15 protein-coding genes are annotated in these 13,936 nt (G+C 44.3%); 11 read left to right on the forward strand and 4 right to left on the reverse strand.

What is annotated here, in order from left to right; translation table 11 throughout:
* The first annotated feature begins 26 nt into the window (after positions 1-26).
* Both ICN18_RS03900 and hemL read left to right on the forward strand, forming a co-directional pair.
* A complete protein-coding gene (locus ICN18_RS03900; protein WP_071464595.1) occupies positions 27-197 on the forward strand; it encodes a rubredoxin in 171 nt (56 codons plus the stop codon).
* 12 nt (positions 198-209) lie between these two features.
* A complete protein-coding gene (hemL, locus tag ICN18_RS03905) occupies positions 210-1,511 on the forward strand; it encodes a glutamate-1-semialdehyde 2,1-aminomutase (protein WP_216189167.1) in 1,302 nt (433 codons plus the stop codon).
* Positions 1,512-1,534: 23 nt separating this feature from the next.
* Here the strand turns inward: hemL and ICN18_RS03910 are convergent, their stop codons facing one another.
* Positions 1,535-2,374, reverse strand: coding sequence for a symmetrical bis(5'-nucleosyl)-tetraphosphatase (locus ICN18_RS03910; protein ID WP_216189168.1), 840 nt, complete (start codon positions 2,372-2,374; stop codon positions 1,535-1,537).
* A 39-nt stretch (positions 2,375-2,413) separates the two neighbouring features.
* A complete protein-coding gene (locus ICN18_RS03915) occupies positions 2,414-3,886 on the reverse strand; it encodes a cryptochrome/photolyase family protein (protein ID WP_216189169.1) in 1,473 nt (490 codons plus the stop codon).
* A 114-nt stretch (positions 3,887-4,000) separates the two neighbouring features.
* Here ICN18_RS03915 and ICN18_RS03920 point away from each other — a divergent pair, with 114 nt between their 5' ends.
* The 8 genes from ICN18_RS03920 to ICN18_RS03955 are packed head-to-tail and all read left to right on the forward strand — an operon-like array spanning position 4,001 to position 11,017.
* Positions 4,001-4,600 (forward strand): YqgE/AlgH family protein, encoded by a 600-nt coding sequence (locus tag ICN18_RS03920; protein ID WP_216189464.1) that lies wholly within the window; start codon positions 4,001-4,003, stop codon positions 4,598-4,600.
* Positions 4,593-5,018: a Holliday junction resolvase RuvX gene (ruvX, locus tag ICN18_RS03925; protein WP_216189170.1), complete on the forward strand. Its 426-nt coding sequence runs from the start codon at positions 4,593-4,595 to the stop codon at positions 5,016-5,018. The genes ICN18_RS03920 and ruvX overlap by 8 nt, the downstream gene beginning before the upstream one ends.
* A 32-nt stretch (positions 5,019-5,050) precedes the next feature.
* A complete protein-coding gene (gene pyrR, locus ICN18_RS03930; protein ID WP_216189171.1) occupies positions 5,051-5,551 on the forward strand; it encodes a bifunctional pyr operon transcriptional regulator/uracil phosphoribosyltransferase PyrR in 501 nt (166 codons plus the stop codon).
* On the forward strand, positions 5,551-6,519 hold the full coding sequence (locus ICN18_RS03935) for an aspartate carbamoyltransferase catalytic subunit (protein WP_216189465.1): 969 nt from the start codon (positions 5,551-5,553) through the stop codon (positions 6,517-6,519). Before pyrR ends, ICN18_RS03935 begins: the two co-directional genes overlap by 1 nt.
* 38 nt (positions 6,520-6,557) lie before the next feature.
* Positions 6,558-7,880 carry a glycosyltransferase family protein gene (locus tag ICN18_RS03940; RefSeq protein ID WP_216189172.1) on the forward strand — a complete coding sequence of 441 codons (1,323 nt, stop codon included), beginning with the start codon at positions 6,558-6,560 and terminating at the stop codon, positions 7,878-7,880.
* A 24-nt stretch (positions 7,881-7,904) separates the two neighbouring features.
* Positions 7,905-8,828 carry a DUF6492 family protein gene (locus tag ICN18_RS03945; protein WP_216189173.1) on the forward strand — a complete coding sequence of 308 codons (924 nt, stop codon included), beginning with the start codon at positions 7,905-7,907 and terminating at the stop codon, positions 8,826-8,828.
* Positions 8,829-8,859: 31 nt separating this feature from the next.
* The gene (locus tag ICN18_RS03950) at positions 8,860-9,654 is read left to right on the forward strand and encodes a DUF5672 family protein (RefSeq protein WP_216189174.1); all 795 of its coding nucleotides are present in this window, start codon (positions 8,860-8,862) and stop codon (positions 9,652-9,654) included.
* 4 nt (positions 9,655-9,658) lie between these two features.
* Positions 9,659-11,017, forward strand: a complete 1,359-nt coding sequence (locus tag ICN18_RS03955) for an O-antigen ligase family protein (RefSeq protein WP_216189175.1) — start codon at positions 9,659-9,661, stop codon at positions 11,015-11,017.
* On the opposite strand, the gene ICN18_RS03960 is transcribed toward ICN18_RS03955, so the two are convergent.
* Together ICN18_RS03960 and ICN18_RS03965 are read right to left on the reverse strand one after the other, a co-directional pair.
* A complete protein-coding gene (locus tag ICN18_RS03960; RefSeq protein WP_216189176.1) occupies positions 11,010-11,867 on the reverse strand; it encodes a glycosyltransferase family 17 protein in 858 nt (285 codons plus the stop codon). The two genes, ICN18_RS03955 and ICN18_RS03960, sit on opposite strands and share 8 nt — an antisense overlap.
* Before the next feature lie 10 nt (positions 11,868-11,877).
* Positions 11,878-12,675 carry a hypothetical protein gene (locus tag ICN18_RS03965; protein ID WP_216189177.1) on the reverse strand — a complete coding sequence of 266 codons (798 nt, stop codon included), beginning with the start codon at positions 12,673-12,675 and terminating at the stop codon, positions 11,878-11,880.
* A gap of 198 nt (positions 12,676-12,873) precedes the next feature.
* Here ICN18_RS03965 and rfbB point away from each other — a divergent pair, with 198 nt between their 5' ends.
* Positions 12,874-13,932 carry a dTDP-glucose 4,6-dehydratase gene (gene rfbB / locus ICN18_RS03970; protein ID WP_216189178.1) on the forward strand — a complete coding sequence of 353 codons (1,059 nt, stop codon included), beginning with the start codon at positions 12,874-12,876 and terminating at the stop codon, positions 13,930-13,932.
* The last annotated feature ends 4 nt before the right edge of the window (positions 13,933-13,936 follow it).

Consider the following 13,936-nt stretch of genomic DNA (forward strand, 5'->3'; position numbering starts at 1 on the left):
AAAATTAGAGAACAGAGAGTAAGGCAATGGAATTTAAAACGTATATGTGTTTGATCTGCGGTTGGGTTTATGACGAAGCCGCTGGTTTGCCTGATGAAGGTATTGCACCAGGAACGCTTTGGAAAGATGTGCCAATGAATTGGACTTGTCCAGAATGTGGTGCTCGCAAAGAAGATTTTGAAATGATGGCAATTTAATTAGAAACAACCATGGCAAAAGTAGATCAAAACGAAGCGCTATTTGAGCGCGCACAAAAAACTATTCCTGGAGGAGTGAATTCTCCGGTAAGGGCTTTCCGTCAGGTGGGCGGAACACCCCGTTTTGTTTCTAAAGCCAAGGGCCCTTATTTTTGGGATGCCAACGATCAACGCTACATCGATTTAATTATGTCTTGGGGCCCCATGATTGTCGGTCATGCAAACCCTGAGGTAGTGGCTGCAGTACAGAAAGCTGCAGAGACTAGTTTTAGTTATGGCGCACCCACTGAGGGCGAGATTGAATTGGCAGAGCGTATTTGCGCTTTGATGCCAAGCGTTGAACAGGTGCGCATGGTTTCTAGTGGTACAGAGGCGACGATGAGTGCTTTGCGCTTAGCTCGCGGCTATACCGGTCGCGATTTAATTATTAAGTTTGAAGGTTGTTATCACGGTCATGCTGATAGCCTTTTGGTAAAAGCAGGTTCGGGTTTGTTGACCTTTGCTGACTCTACACAAAATGCACCATCTTCTGGCGGCGTGCCACAGGACTTGGTTAAACATACTCTGGTATTGCCCTATAACGATGTTGCTGCAATTGAAGAGGTATTTCAAAAGCAGGGCGACCAAATTGCTGCAGTCATTATTGAGTCAATCGCAGGCAATATGAATTTAATCCAGCCATCTAAAGCGTTTTTGGCTGCGATCAGAACCCTGACCGCTAAGCATGGTGCCGTATTGATCTATGACGAGGTCATGACTGGCTTTAGAGTGGCCCTAGGCGGCGCTCAGTCTTTGCAGAGCATTACTCCTGACCTTACTTGCCTAGGCAAAGTAATGGGTGGTGGCATGCCGATGGCGGCTTTTGGCGGCAAGAAAGAAATTATGTCTAAGCTAGCCCCCTTGGGTAACGTGTATCAAGCAGGTACGCTTTCTGGTAATCCAGTGGCTGTAGCGGCTGGCTTAAAGACCTTGGAGATTATTTCTAGAGAAGGTTTCTACGAGCGCTTGACTGGTCAGACGGAAAAGCTCATGGCAGGTTTGAAAGCTGCTGCTGATAAGAACAAGATCCCTTTTGCTGTGGATAGCGTGGGCGGCATGTTTGGCTTTTACTTTGCTGATCAGGTGCCTACATCATATGAAGCGGTAACTAAAACTAATATCGAGGCATTCAAGAAATTCTTCCACCTGATGTTAGGTGAAGGTGTGTACTTAGCACCGTCGGCTTATGAAGCAGGCTTTACATCGATTGCGCATGACAACGCTGTGCTTGATGAAATTATTGCTGCAGCGGAGACTTCATTTAAAAGGCTTTAAGCTTAAAAAAGCTTTGCAAGGATTTACATTCTGAGTGGGTGGTCATAGCCAGCCACTTGGATAATGTCTAATTTCTTACTGTCTTTATTCCCTTCGGAAATCTCAAGAGCAGTCAGCTTCCCACCCCAGACGCAGCCAGTATCAAGGCCAATCACATTGTGTTTACGTAGCAAGCCCAATGTGGACCAGTGCCCAAAATAAATTAAGGTATCGGCTGTTTTGCGATTAGGCGCCATAAACCAAGGGGTATAACCCTTTGGACCATCCTCCAAACCCTCTTTACTTTCAAACTCCATTTGACCTGTAGGACTGCAAAAGCGCATCCGGGTTAATGCATTGGTAATCACGCGCAAGCGCTCATACCCCTTGAGGGAGTTATTCCATTTGGTAGGAGTATTGCCATACATATTGGCTAAAAAAGTTTTGTAGGACTTGCTACGCAATGCCTTCTCCACTTCTTGAGCGCATTCAATTGTTTGTTGCAAATCCCATTGTGGCAAGACTCCCGCATGCACAGTAAGTACCTTGCCATTGCTCAGTGCCATCGGTCGATTCCGAATCCAATCCATCAGTTCCGCACGATCTGGAGCATGCAGGATAGGTTCAACAGTATCAAGCCCTTTGGTTTTGCGAAGACCGGCATCAATCGCTAGAAGATGTAAATCGTGATTGCCTAAGATGCACTCAGCACGACCAGACTCTTGCAAGGTTTTTAAATGACGTAATGCGCCTAGTGAATCGGGTCCACGATTCACTAAGTCTCCCAGAAAAATCATGTTGGATTTTGGTGGGAGCTTTTTAACTAAGGCTTTTAACGAAGGTGCGCAGCCTTGGACATCACCTACGGCATAGATCTTACTCATGTCTAATCTTAAAGCGGAAATAAGCGCTTATTGACTTTGCTAGGCGATTTTTTTCACGACGCTATAGCGCACTAGCGTCTTCTTGCGCGCTTCATCGTGATCTACTACTGGTAGTGGATAGTCTCTTCCCAGGCTTATTCCTGCTGCCTCTAGCTCTATATGGCCCGCCTTCCAAGGAGCATGAACCGACTTCTTGGAGAGCTTTTCTAGCTGTGGAAGGTAGCGTTTGATGAACTTGCCTTCTGGGTCAAACTTTTCAGATTGTGTAATCGGATTAAAGATTCGGAAATAGGGTTGGGCATCACACCCGGATGAAGAAGCCCATTGCCAGCCGCCATTATTGGAAGAGAGCTCAAAGTCATTGAGATGCTCAGCAAAGTAGGCTTCACCCCAGCGCCAATCTATCCCCAAATCCTTGGTTAAGAAGCTTGCTACAACCATACGTAAACGATTGTGCATATAACCACTTTGATTGAGTTGATGCATTGCTGCATCCACAAGCGGGTAACCAGTCTTGCCTTCGCACCAAGCAGTAAATAATTTCTTGGCAATGGCGCCACTCTCCCACGTAATATTGTCGTAGTCGGGTTTAAAGGATGCGCCTTTAGCAAGGCGTGGATGATTGGCCAGAATCATGAAATAAAAATCTCTCCAGATCAGTTCGCTTAGCCAAATCGTTGCACCCATGCTGCCCGCCAACATGCGACGATGCGCCTCGCGCACTAATCCTCTGATGGATAGCATCCCAAAGCGAAGGTGAGTAGATAGATAGCTTACCCCTTTAATTGCAGGAAAGTCTCTGCCGACTTGGTACTGATCGATGCGAGGCAAGAAGTCCTCTAAGAAAGCCTGACCACCCTCTGATCCAGGCGGTAGATAGCTTTCAATGCCGGTGGGGCAAAAGCCCATAGATTCTAAAGACGGAAATGGTTGAGATAATTTCTTGGGGATCGCTGCAAACTGCCCTGGTTTTGGATTGCATTCGTAAGCAGCAAGATCTTTTTCTTGAAGCGTCTTAAGCCAATTATTTTTATAGGGTGTAAAGATAGAAAAGACTGTATTTGAGTTTGTGAGAATTTCTTTTTTCTCAAAGATCACTTGATCTTTGAATGTCAGAAACTCAATATCTTGCTTCTCTAATTTTGCTTTGACTGTTTCATCGCGTTCGATAGCGGAAGGCTCATAGTCATGGTTAGTAAAAACTACATTGACACCCAGTTCCGCAGCTAGTTGAGGAATGCATTCAGTGGGTTTGCCAAAGCGAACAATCAGCCCGCCGCCTTGTTCACGTAATTGCCCATCAATCTGTTTGATGCCCTGCCAAATGAAGTCGACGCGGCGATCATGCTTAAGGCCCCTGGCATCAAGTTCACCTTGTATAAGTGGTTTGAGAATGTCGGTATCGAAAATGAAGGCAAGCCAAACCTGCCCGCTTTCCTTGAGGGCGTGGTGAAGGGCGGCATTGTCATACAGACGAAGATCACGGCGGAGCCAAACGAGTGCTTTTTGCATAGCCCCTATCTTATGGTTTATTGGAAAAAAGCGCTTGATTACGAGCCAATTTCGGTAAAATGACCCTATATGTCCACGGCTAAAAAAGCACCCACTGCTTCAGACTTAGCGTCTATGCCGGAGTCATCTATTTCCTTTTCAGCCGATCACTTGGCCAATCAGTTTTTGGTTGCGATGCCGGGCATGGTGGATCCTAATTTTGCTGGCTCAGTCATCTACCTCTTTGAGCATACCGAGCGGGGTGCAATGGGCCTGGTAGTGAATAGACCTACTGAAGTGAACTTAAGCACTCTTTTTGACAAAATCGATCTCAAATTAGAAATTGCTCCGTTGTTAGATCAACCGGTCTACTTTGGCGGCCCTGTTCAAATAGAGCGAGGGTTTGTCTTGCATGAATCTAACCCAAATCTTTCATACAGCTCCTCATTAATCATTCCTGGTGGCTTAACCATGACCACCTCTAAGGATGTCTTGGAGGCGGTGGCTGGTGGCAATGGTCCGCAACAGTTTCTGATGACCCTGGGTTATGCCGGCTGGGGCGCTGGTCAGCTCGAAGAAGAAATCACGCTCAATGGTTGGATTAATGTCCCGCTGACACGTGAGCAAATGACGGACATCATCTTTAATACCCCATCAAGTCAGCGCTACCAAAGGGCTATGAATCACCTGGGTTTTGATCTATCCGACCTCTCAGGAGAGGCAGGGCATGCATAAGCCCATCACCGCAATGGCATTTGACTATGGAACGCGCCGCGTAGGGGTAGCAGTTGGTAATTCAATAACGAAGGCAGGCGAGCCCTTAAAGACTATTACAGCTCCTAACAGTGATGCCTTGTTTAAGGACATAGAGATACTCCTAGCGGAGTGGCAGCCCAATCAGCTGGTAGTCGGTCGTCCTACGCATCCAGATGGCGCACCCCATGAGATGACTGCCAAGGCAATTCGCTTTGGCAACCAATTGAATGGCCGCTTTCAGCTCCCGGTAGTTTGGGTAGATGAGCGCTATACCTCAGTAGTTTTAGAGGGCGATGCCCAGATGCGGGACAATCTAGATGCGCATTCAGCGGCTCTCATTCTGGAGCAATACTTTTCAGAGTTAGATGCGAATGTGAATGCTAAGGCCGCCGATTAAAAAAGCAGTTTCGATACAGTGTGGATTAAAGAATGAATGCAGAACAGTTATACGAAAAATTACTAGCAAAGCTTCGCGAGCTTAAGCAAACCAGCTCCTTTGAGTTGGTGGGGCTTGCGATGGGCGGAGCATGGATTGCAGAGCGCTTGTCCAAAGATCTAGGCTTACCTCACTATGGGGTTATTAATGTTGCTTTTCATCGCGATGATTATGCGGAGAAAGGGATGACAGCATTGCGGACTGCTAGCACGATGACTACCCATTTGCCATTTGATGTGAATGGCGCCAATGTGATTTTGATTGATGATGTTTTGTTAACGGGCAGAACCGTTCGCGCCGCCTTGAATGAGTTATTTGATTTTGGTCGCCCAGCTCAAGTGGAGTTAATGGTTCTGGCTGACCGAGGTAATCGCGAACTGCCGGTATGCGCTAATTTTGTAGGCGATCAGATAGAGGTTCCAGAGAACCAAATTCTGGTTTTAGAAAAAGATGATGCTGGTAAATTCAGTTTTGTACTAGAGGAGCGCGAGTGATGAGTTCGATATATCAGCCAGTCAATCAATTTAATGCTGCCGGTGAGCTCACACATCTTCTCACTTTAGAGGGTTTGCCAAAAGAGCAAATCGTCCATATTCTGGATACTGCACAGCAGTTCGTGAGCGTTACCGACCCATCGCGCGAAGTAAAGAAGGTGCCGCTATTAAGAGGCAAGAGCGTCTTTAATCTCTTCTTCGAAAACTCCACCCGCACAAGAACGACTTTTGAGATTGCCGCAAAGCGTTTATCTGCAGATGTCATTAACTTAGATATTTCTACATCGTCCACTGCTAAAGGTGAAAGTCTGCTCGACACTATCGATAACTTGGTGGCGATGCAGGCAGATATTTTTGTTGTACGTCATAGCGTCTCTAAGGCACCAATTGAAATTGCCAACCACGTACCAGCACATGTACACGTTGTGAATGCCGGTGATGGTAGTCATCAGCATCCAACACAAGGTTTGTTGGATATGTATACGATGCGTCACTTCAAACAAAACTTTAAAGGTTTGAAAGTGGCGATTGTGGGTGACATTGTGCATAGTCGTGTAGCAAAGTCGAATATTCATGCATTGACGACCTTGGGTTGTGAAGATATCCGCGCTATTGGCCCAGAGAGTCTTCTGCCAAGTGATTTAAATATGTTGGGCGTCAAGGTCTTCCATAGTATGGAAGAAGGTTTAAAGGACGTTGATGTAGTGATGACTTTGCGCATTCAAAAGGAGCGCATGGAAGCTGGCCAGGTTCCTGAGGGCGACGCATTCTTTAAGCAGTACGGCTTAACGCCAGCTCGATTGGCTTTGGCTAAGTCTGATGCCATCGTGATGCACCCTGGTCCTATGAATCGTGGTGTGGAGATCGATTCGGTAGTGGCTGATGGACCGCAATCGGTAATCTTGAATCAAGTTACCTTTGGTATTGCAGTGCGCATGGCTGTGATGTCGATTGTTGCTGGTAACTAATTAGTGCTATTGAATTACACGAGATTGACTCAAATACGATGACGACAGAAAAACGCTGGCTCATTCTGTCGCATGGTTTCAATATGGATGGCCGCGCTGCGAGCCAAACTATCACCGATAAAATTCCATATCTGCTCGATGCTGGCATTAAGCCCATTGTGTTTAGCGCTATTACTGGCATTAAAGATCAGCGTTTTCCTCATCGTCAATTTTTAGCTTGGGGCCCAGCGGCATTTCGATTTGATTTCCGTCATTGGATTGCAAATCAATATGGTCGCGGACTTCTATATAAAGTATTGACCAGAACTGTATCGATTTTATTGGCACCATTGATTGCCTTGGAGAAGTTGTTTCTTGGTTACTCCAGCCAATGGTCATGGGCGATGCCTGCATATATTCACGGGCGTAATTTAATACGATCTGGACAGATCGATCTGGTCTACAGTACCGGCGGCGCATGGTCTGCTCACCTTGCTGGCCTGTGGCTTAAGAAATCTACCGGTATCAAATGGATTGCTGAGATTCATGATCCGATGGTCATACGTAAAAGTCCTGAAGATATTGGTATTGAAAAGCCTAAAAATCGAGATGCGCAGTTTCGGCAATATCTTGAAAAACAGATCGCTCGCTTTTCAGACTTTGCATGGTGGTTTACTGAAGGTGCTGTTCACTACGCCAAAGTGCGCAATACCAATTTAAATACCCCAGGCAATGCACATGGTTTTATGGTCTTGCCTGGTGCAAATCCACCGGGTGGACTGTCTAAAGAAGCGGCGCATCAATATTCTGACAAGTTAAATCTTTGTCATTTTGGATCGTTGGCAAAAGATCGTTCCCTTTCGACAATCTTGAATGCAGTCCAAGCGCTTGTGAAAAAATATCCTCAAGCGCGCCAATATATTCGCGTACATGCTTACGGCGCTCCTTTGGATGTGCTTACTGTTGAATCGATCAATAATTTTGGTTTCGATGACTTGCTGCTTGCTCACGGTCGACTAGAAAAAGATCCGGTAACGGGTAAATCAGGACGTGAGCGCGTAGTTGAAAAGATGCAGGAAGCTGATGTATTGATTCTGCTGCACGGCAATGATGAATGGTGCGCTGAATATATCCCCTCCAAGTTTTATGAATACCTTTGGGCCGATCGCCCAATTTGGGGTATTACCCACCGCAATACCCAGTTAGATCAGATGTTACTGGAGCGCGGGGCTTATTTAAGCCACGAGGGCGACTTAGAGGGTATTAATATGGCTTTGGAGCGCATATGGCTAGATTGGGAGCAAAAGCGCTTACCAGTCCCAACCGGAAAACCCATAGGCGTAAAGCAAGCGGTAGATACAATCCTAAGTGTTGTGAACTAAACCCACTTTAATCTTTAGATAACCATGCCGAATATCGTTTTATATTGCTGCACCTTTCGTAAGGACTTGAAAAGAACAGTCAAGCTAGCGCAAAGTATCCAAAAGCACAACAAAGGCAATATTCCGTTTTATATCTCCGTTCCTGCGGATGATGTTGAGTTATTTAAGGAATATCTCAAGGATTACGAAGTCATTATTTTTGATGAGATGGATATCTTTAAGGCTAATCCAAAACTAGATATCCAGAAGTTGTATGAAATTCGGGGTGGCTTAAGACAGCAGGTCATTAAGTCTGAGTTCTGGAGATTGGGTATCTCTGAGAATTACTTAGTACTAGACTCAGACTGCATCTTTATTCGTGACTTTGATGAAAGCGATTTCATCGCTAAAGATAATATTCCGTACTCAGTGATCCACGAAGGGCGCGATGTACTTCAGGCGACCGAGCGTTTTGGCCCTAAAAAGATCCGTCAGCATTTTTTAGCGGATCGTGAGCCTATTAAGGCTGCATTGGGTCGTAAGGGTGTTACTTATGACTTTGGCTACGCCCCATTTCTCTGGAGCGGAAAAGTTTGGGAATCTCTGGATACGAACTATCTGACTCCAAACGGTATGAATTTCCTGGATGCAGTATTGCTCTGCGGCTCAGAATTTACTTGGTATGGTGAGTCATTAATTAACTTCCGGGCTATTCCAATTTATCCACGTGAGCAGTTGTTCATGCATTACCACTATGAGCATCAGCTATGGGCTCATCAAGTATTGGGCCTTAAAGAAGAATTACTGGCCCATGATTATTTGGGCGTGGTATATCAGTCTAATTGGGAAAGCTGGGGAGACTACGGCCCCTCAAATAAGAGTATCCCATCTAGAGTATGGCGATCGATAAAGCGAGTTCTGAAGAAAACCCAATTCAAGCTTTCTTTATTGCTTGGGTTTGTGAATTAAGCGCTAGCCGCATCAACACACCACATCAGCAATGCTCAACTTAAATAATGTCACCTTGCTCTGCGTAGAAACACGCGAGCCTGAATTGGCACATTGGGCAATCGACAAATGTTTAAGTGGCACCCAATTTGCCAAAGTAGTTCTCATCACCAATTTGGATCGCGTTAGCAACAAAAGAGCCGATATTGAATATGTTCAAGCTCCCATAATCAAGACAACTAAAGACTATTCAGAACTTTTATTAGGTGGATTGGATCAGTACGTTCAAGGCTCTCATGTCTTGGTGATTCAGTGGGATAGTTTTGTCACAAACCCTGAGTTATGGACAAGCTCCTTTTTGACCTACGACTATATTGGGGCTGTTTGGCCACACCATCCAACGACTGCGGTAGGTAATGGCGGATTTTCTTTGCGCTCAGTAAAGTTGCTGCAAGCCATGAAGAAACAGGGTTTTGTGAAGAAGCATCCTGAGGACTACTGTATTTGCGTGGATAACAAAGAGTTTCTAACGCAAGAGTGCGGTATTCGGATTGCTCCAACAGGAGTTGCGGAGCAATTTGCTGTAGAGCGCTCGCCTTGGCATCCGGCATTTGGATTCCACGGGTTCTTTAATTTCGGTCACGTATTAAATGACTCTGAATTAACAGCTTTCATCAACATGCTACCGAAAAATTACTTAAGTGGCCTGGATGTTTATGACTTAATCTCCCATCTCAGACAGGAGGGTAGGTTGGAGATGGCAAAAGAGATTGCCGCTAAAGTGCACTTTAAGTGGAAGATGCGTAAGCGCTTTGTAGGACTTAAATTTTGGCAGTTGACCTCCTGAGAATATGAAGATTTCTGAGAGGCAATTTGCCTTTGCATCAGTGGCGAGCATATTTGGGTTGCTCATTACTTGGGTGATTCCCAATACCATTGCGCTACGTCATCTCTTATTGATCGCTGGATCCTTGTCTGCTATTGGCTTGATTCGACATAATCGGGATCAATTCAAAATTACAAATGCAAGAATCCTTCCCCTTGCCTGTATCTTTGGATTATTTGGGTGGGTGCTTATTCATTACACCTTCTTTTCTCTTAATACTCAGTTAGAGCTATCTGAGATCAAGGGTCTTTGGATGCGCTCTTTGCTGGGTGCAATTGCTGCCATAGGTTTGGGGATTGCAATTTTCAAGTACACCAACCTGCGCCTTTATTTCTATATTGCCTTATTTTCTGCGCCTTTGATCAACGTACTCGCTTATTGCTGGGCATCCTATTTAAATCATGGCTTGGTAAAGCCAAATGATTTCGTATTTTTTCTATTCGCCAAAATTGAGACGGCATATTTTGGCGCGGTTGCTGGTTCGGTTGCCACTGGCAATCTGATCCTTTTGTTGGTGGGTAAAGTTGATAAATCAAAAGCATTGCAAATTTTTTGGTGGTTCTTAGGATTGGCTCTAGTCTTGGTATCAGCACTTGTATCTAGCACTAAGAATGGAATTGCGATTGCCTTGGGTTTATGTATTTTCTTGGCAGTAGTGGTGGCTATAAACCCAATTGTGCAAAAGGGTAGATCAAGCGTTTTATCAATCATCGTATTAACGGCAATTGCTCTCTTATCCGTGGGCATATGGGAAGGTCATAAATCCTTTGCCTACAAAGGTTGGGATACTGTATTGCAGGATGCTGCAGTAGCCATCGATATTGATAAAAACCAGCAATGGCAAAAAAAAGAGGGTTCAGTACCTACGCCGCTCAATAGTCTTGGTGTTCCTGCTGCTATAAATACCTATAGTCGATTTGCATATGCATCTGTTGGTTTAAGGCTGATTTCAGAGTACCCGCTCGGATATGGATCAGTAAATCAGTCTTTTAAAGGTTTACAAGACTATGCCAAAATTCCACATGAGCACGAAGGGCAAGTGCATAGTGGCTGGATTGATTTTGGTCTTGCGTTTGGCATTCCTGGGTTGTTATTGATCTTTGCTTCCTTGCTATCTATTGTTTATCTTGGCCTTAAGAGTAAATCTTCGATTGCTATGCCTTGGGTAATTGTTTGCCTAGCTTTTATTCCTTTTGGATTAATTGCGGAGATTTCTTATAAGCAATACTTTGAGGCAACGATTTTCTTTCTTGCCGTAGGTGCTACGGTTACGCTCTTTGCTAGCAATAAAGCTAAAGATAGTTTAGAAAATAGCCCTAAATAATTCTTGCGCAGTTGGGCAAGTATTTTTGAATCACCTTGATTACTGGATCGGGAATTTTTTGGTACTCAAGCTTGTTCAGATTGGTTCCGCGGTCATATAAATCAGATCCAGATAATATCTTTTGTTGAATTTCTTCAGTGGTGATATTTTTGTAGTCGCTTAAGTTTTCAACATCACTGATTGCATAAATCTTATTGAGAATTTTTTCCTCATCCATAAAGTAGGAAAAATGCCAGCCTCCTGAGGCAATGTGCTCAAAATCATTTTTCCCGCTTCTGAAGCGATGCGGAAGGTGTTTCCTAAATGTGCCGAGAGTTGTTATTACTGATCCATAAAACTTATCTTCAGGGGCGGCATTATTAAGGTTGTAGTAATAGAAGGTTTGATCCAAGCTATAAGCATGAGGCTCTCCCTGCTTGGGCTCTCCTGCATGTAACGCCTTAATGCCTTCTTGAAGAGCTGCTTCACTAGGGAACTCATCTAAATCACTAAATATCACAATATCATTTGCGCTAAAAGACTTTAAAGGGGTCAGCGTCGAGTTTCTTTGGGCGTCCTGAATTTTCCAAAGATAGCGAGTCATGCGATTACGGTATTTGAATCTTTTAAATAACCAGGGAATCGAGTTGAGATTGAGATGTTCGCGGTGATAAATAATCTTATCGGCAAAAGGCAGTGTATTGACAAGCTCTTGGCTTAATAAAAATTCCTTTGGCCGCCCCGAAAAATCAACATTGGCTTCAGAGATGATGAAGTGGTCAACGATAGGGCCCAAATACTCAAGACGAGCTTTAAGTAGGTCCAGTTCGTTGTAGAACAAGAAAACATCAAGTAACTTAGGCTTTGTCATTCCGTAAATTTTATTTGGCGTTGCTTGGGTAGTTCTGTGGAGGGAGTGAAAACCTGACCTCATCACTCTTCTTTAGATAGGCTTGTTCGAGATGCAGGGCTAAGCCTGGAATGCTAATGCCTAGGTAGCGCTTAGGCTTAGACCAAAACTGGAATCTGCGCGGGATTTGCTTGATATATCTTGATTTAGCCATCATTGGTTGCTTGGTGATGACGCAGAAGTTATCAAAATCAAAATCCTTTTTTGCTGTTTTGGTAATGGACCAAATATCGGCATCTGCTTTCAAAGTTTTTCCAGTTACTGCAAAAGTCATGGTAGTGGAGTTAGATGTGCGCCACCATTGCTTGGGGCCGCAAACTACTTCCGTTGATTCGGAGTATTGATTGCGTTTGGCATAGGGATTGATCGGACCGTGATGTTGTTTGTACTTGTCAGGATGATCGTAGAGCGTGACATAGTCAAAATAATGCAATCCTTCTTCAATAGCGCTTGGCGCCTCTGGCAGATGAAGGTAGTCATCTTCAATAAAGTAGAAGATGTCATCATCTTTTGCTATCTCAAGAGCAACCTCATACAGCTTCCAGAACGAGCCAGGATTGCCTAGCTTTGTTTCAATCAGTTGAGCAAACTGATAATTTGTCTTGATGTGCTCAATTAAGGCTTCATCACAATTATCGGCAACGCAAATGAATTTCCAGTCTTTAAAGGTTTCAGCAAGATTCTTAAGGGAATCGTATTTATTGACGCCATCGACCTTTACCTTGGGGTAGCCTTTGCTGCTGATTCGGAAGAGGACAATTTTTTGCATGGAGTGTATTAACTCTTAATACTGTATAAAAAACGGCACTTTTAGAGGCTTGTGATTCTTGAGCCCCAAAATCCGAGCTTTAAACATGATTTTTAGAAAGACTTTTTGAAAACTTTATAATCTAGTTGCCAATATATTTGTAGATTATTGATCATAATCTACAAGAAGAGGCAGTAAATATAGATAAGTGGAAATTATATGATTCTCGTAACTGGCGGCGCTGGCTTCATTGGTGGTAATTTTGTTCTGGACTGGTTAAAGGTTCCGGCTAATGAGGGCGTGGTTAACTTAGATAAATTAACCTATGCTGGTAATTTGGCCACTCTGGAGTCTTTGAAGAGCGATCCCCGCCATGTATTTGTTCATGGTGATATTGGTGATAAAGAGCTGGTCACCAAATTATTGAAAGAGCATAAACCACGCGCAATTGTGAACTTTGCTGCCGAAAGTCATGTGGATCGATCCATTCATGGGCCTGCAGATTTTGTGGAAACTAATATTGTTGGCACATTTAATTTATTAGAGTGTGCTCGCGAGTATTGGAATGCCCTTGAAGGTAAAGCTAAAGAAGAGTTTCGCTTCCACCATGTGTCAACCGATGAAGTGTATGGATCACTTTCTTTAACTGACCCCGCTTTTACTGAAACAAATTCTTACGAGCCTAATAGTCCTTACTCAGCTTCTAAGGCCGCCTCTGATCATTTAGTGCGCGCTTGGTTTCATACTTATGGTTTCCCGGTAGTGACAACCAATTGCTCGAATAACTATGGCCCTTATCATTTCCCGGAAAAATTAATTCCATTGGTAATTTTGAACGCCCTGAATAGTAAGCCTTTGCCCATTTATGGTGATGGCCAACAGATTCGCGATTGGCTATACGTGGGCGATCATTGTTCCGCTATTCGTGAAGTGTTGGCTAAAGGTAAATTAGGTGAGACATACAACATCGGTGGCTGGAATGAAAAGGCCAATATTGATGTTGTGAAAACCATCTGTAGCATTCTGGATGAGCTCAAGCCTCGTGCAGACGGAAAGCCCTATGTGGATCAAATTACCTACGTAAAAGATCGCCCGGGACATGACCGTCGCTATGCAATTGATGCTAGCAAGGTTGAGCGCGAGTTAGGCTGGAGGCCAGCCGAGACCTTCGATACCGGTATTCGTAAAACGGTGCAATGGTATCTAGATAACCCAGTTTGGATTGATGGCGTGGTGAGCGGTTCTTACCGTGACTGGCTGCAAAAGCAGTACAACTAACAAT

The sequence above is a fragment of the Polynucleobacter parvulilacunae genome (genome assembly GCF_018881715.1).
GTDB lineage: Bacteria > Pseudomonadota > Gammaproteobacteria > Burkholderiales > Burkholderiaceae > Polynucleobacter > Polynucleobacter parvulilacunae.

What these genes read in the sequence shown, in the direction of transcription:
- ICN18_RS03900 (WP_071464595.1), top strand. Translation starts at nt 27, where the DNA reads ATGGAATTTAAAACGTATATGTGTTTGATCTGCGGTTGGGTTTATGAC.
- hemL (WP_216189167.1), top strand. Translation starts at nt 210, where the DNA reads ATGGCAAAAGTAGATCAAAACGAAGCGCTATTTGAGCGCGCACAAAAA.
- ICN18_RS03910 (WP_216189168.1), bottom strand. Translation starts at nt 2,374, where the DNA reads ATGAGTAAGATCTATGCCGTAGGTGATGTCCAAGGCTGCGCACCTTCG.
- ICN18_RS03915 (WP_216189169.1), bottom strand. Translation starts at nt 3,886, where the DNA reads ATGCAAAAAGCACTCGTTTGGCTCCGCCGTGATCTTCGTCTGTATGAC.
- ICN18_RS03920 (WP_216189464.1), top strand. Translation starts at nt 4,001, where the DNA reads ATGCCGGAGTCATCTATTTCCTTTTCAGCCGATCACTTGGCCAATCAG.
- ruvX (WP_216189170.1), top strand. Translation starts at nt 4,593, where the DNA reads ATGCATAAGCCCATCACCGCAATGGCATTTGACTATGGAACGCGCCGC.
- pyrR (WP_216189171.1), top strand. Translation starts at nt 5,051, where the DNA reads ATGAATGCAGAACAGTTATACGAAAAATTACTAGCAAAGCTTCGCGAG.
- ICN18_RS03935 (WP_216189465.1), top strand. Translation starts at nt 5,551, where the DNA reads ATGAGTTCGATATATCAGCCAGTCAATCAATTTAATGCTGCCGGTGAG.
- ICN18_RS03940 (WP_216189172.1), top strand. Translation starts at nt 6,558, where the DNA reads ATGACGACAGAAAAACGCTGGCTCATTCTGTCGCATGGTTTCAATATG.
- ICN18_RS03945 (WP_216189173.1), top strand. Translation starts at nt 7,905, where the DNA reads ATGCCGAATATCGTTTTATATTGCTGCACCTTTCGTAAGGACTTGAAA.
- ICN18_RS03950 (WP_216189174.1), top strand. Translation starts at nt 8,860, where the DNA reads ATGCTCAACTTAAATAATGTCACCTTGCTCTGCGTAGAAACACGCGAG.
- ICN18_RS03955 (WP_216189175.1), top strand. Translation starts at nt 9,659, where the DNA reads ATGAAGATTTCTGAGAGGCAATTTGCCTTTGCATCAGTGGCGAGCATA.
- ICN18_RS03960 (WP_216189176.1), bottom strand. Translation starts at nt 11,867, where the DNA reads ATGACAAAGCCTAAGTTACTTGATGTTTTCTTGTTCTACAACGAACTG.
- ICN18_RS03965 (WP_216189177.1), bottom strand. Translation starts at nt 12,675, where the DNA reads ATGCAAAAAATTGTCCTCTTCCGAATCAGCAGCAAAGGCTACCCCAAG.
- rfbB (WP_216189178.1), top strand. Translation starts at nt 12,874, where the DNA reads ATGATTCTCGTAACTGGCGGCGCTGGCTTCATTGGTGGTAATTTTGTT.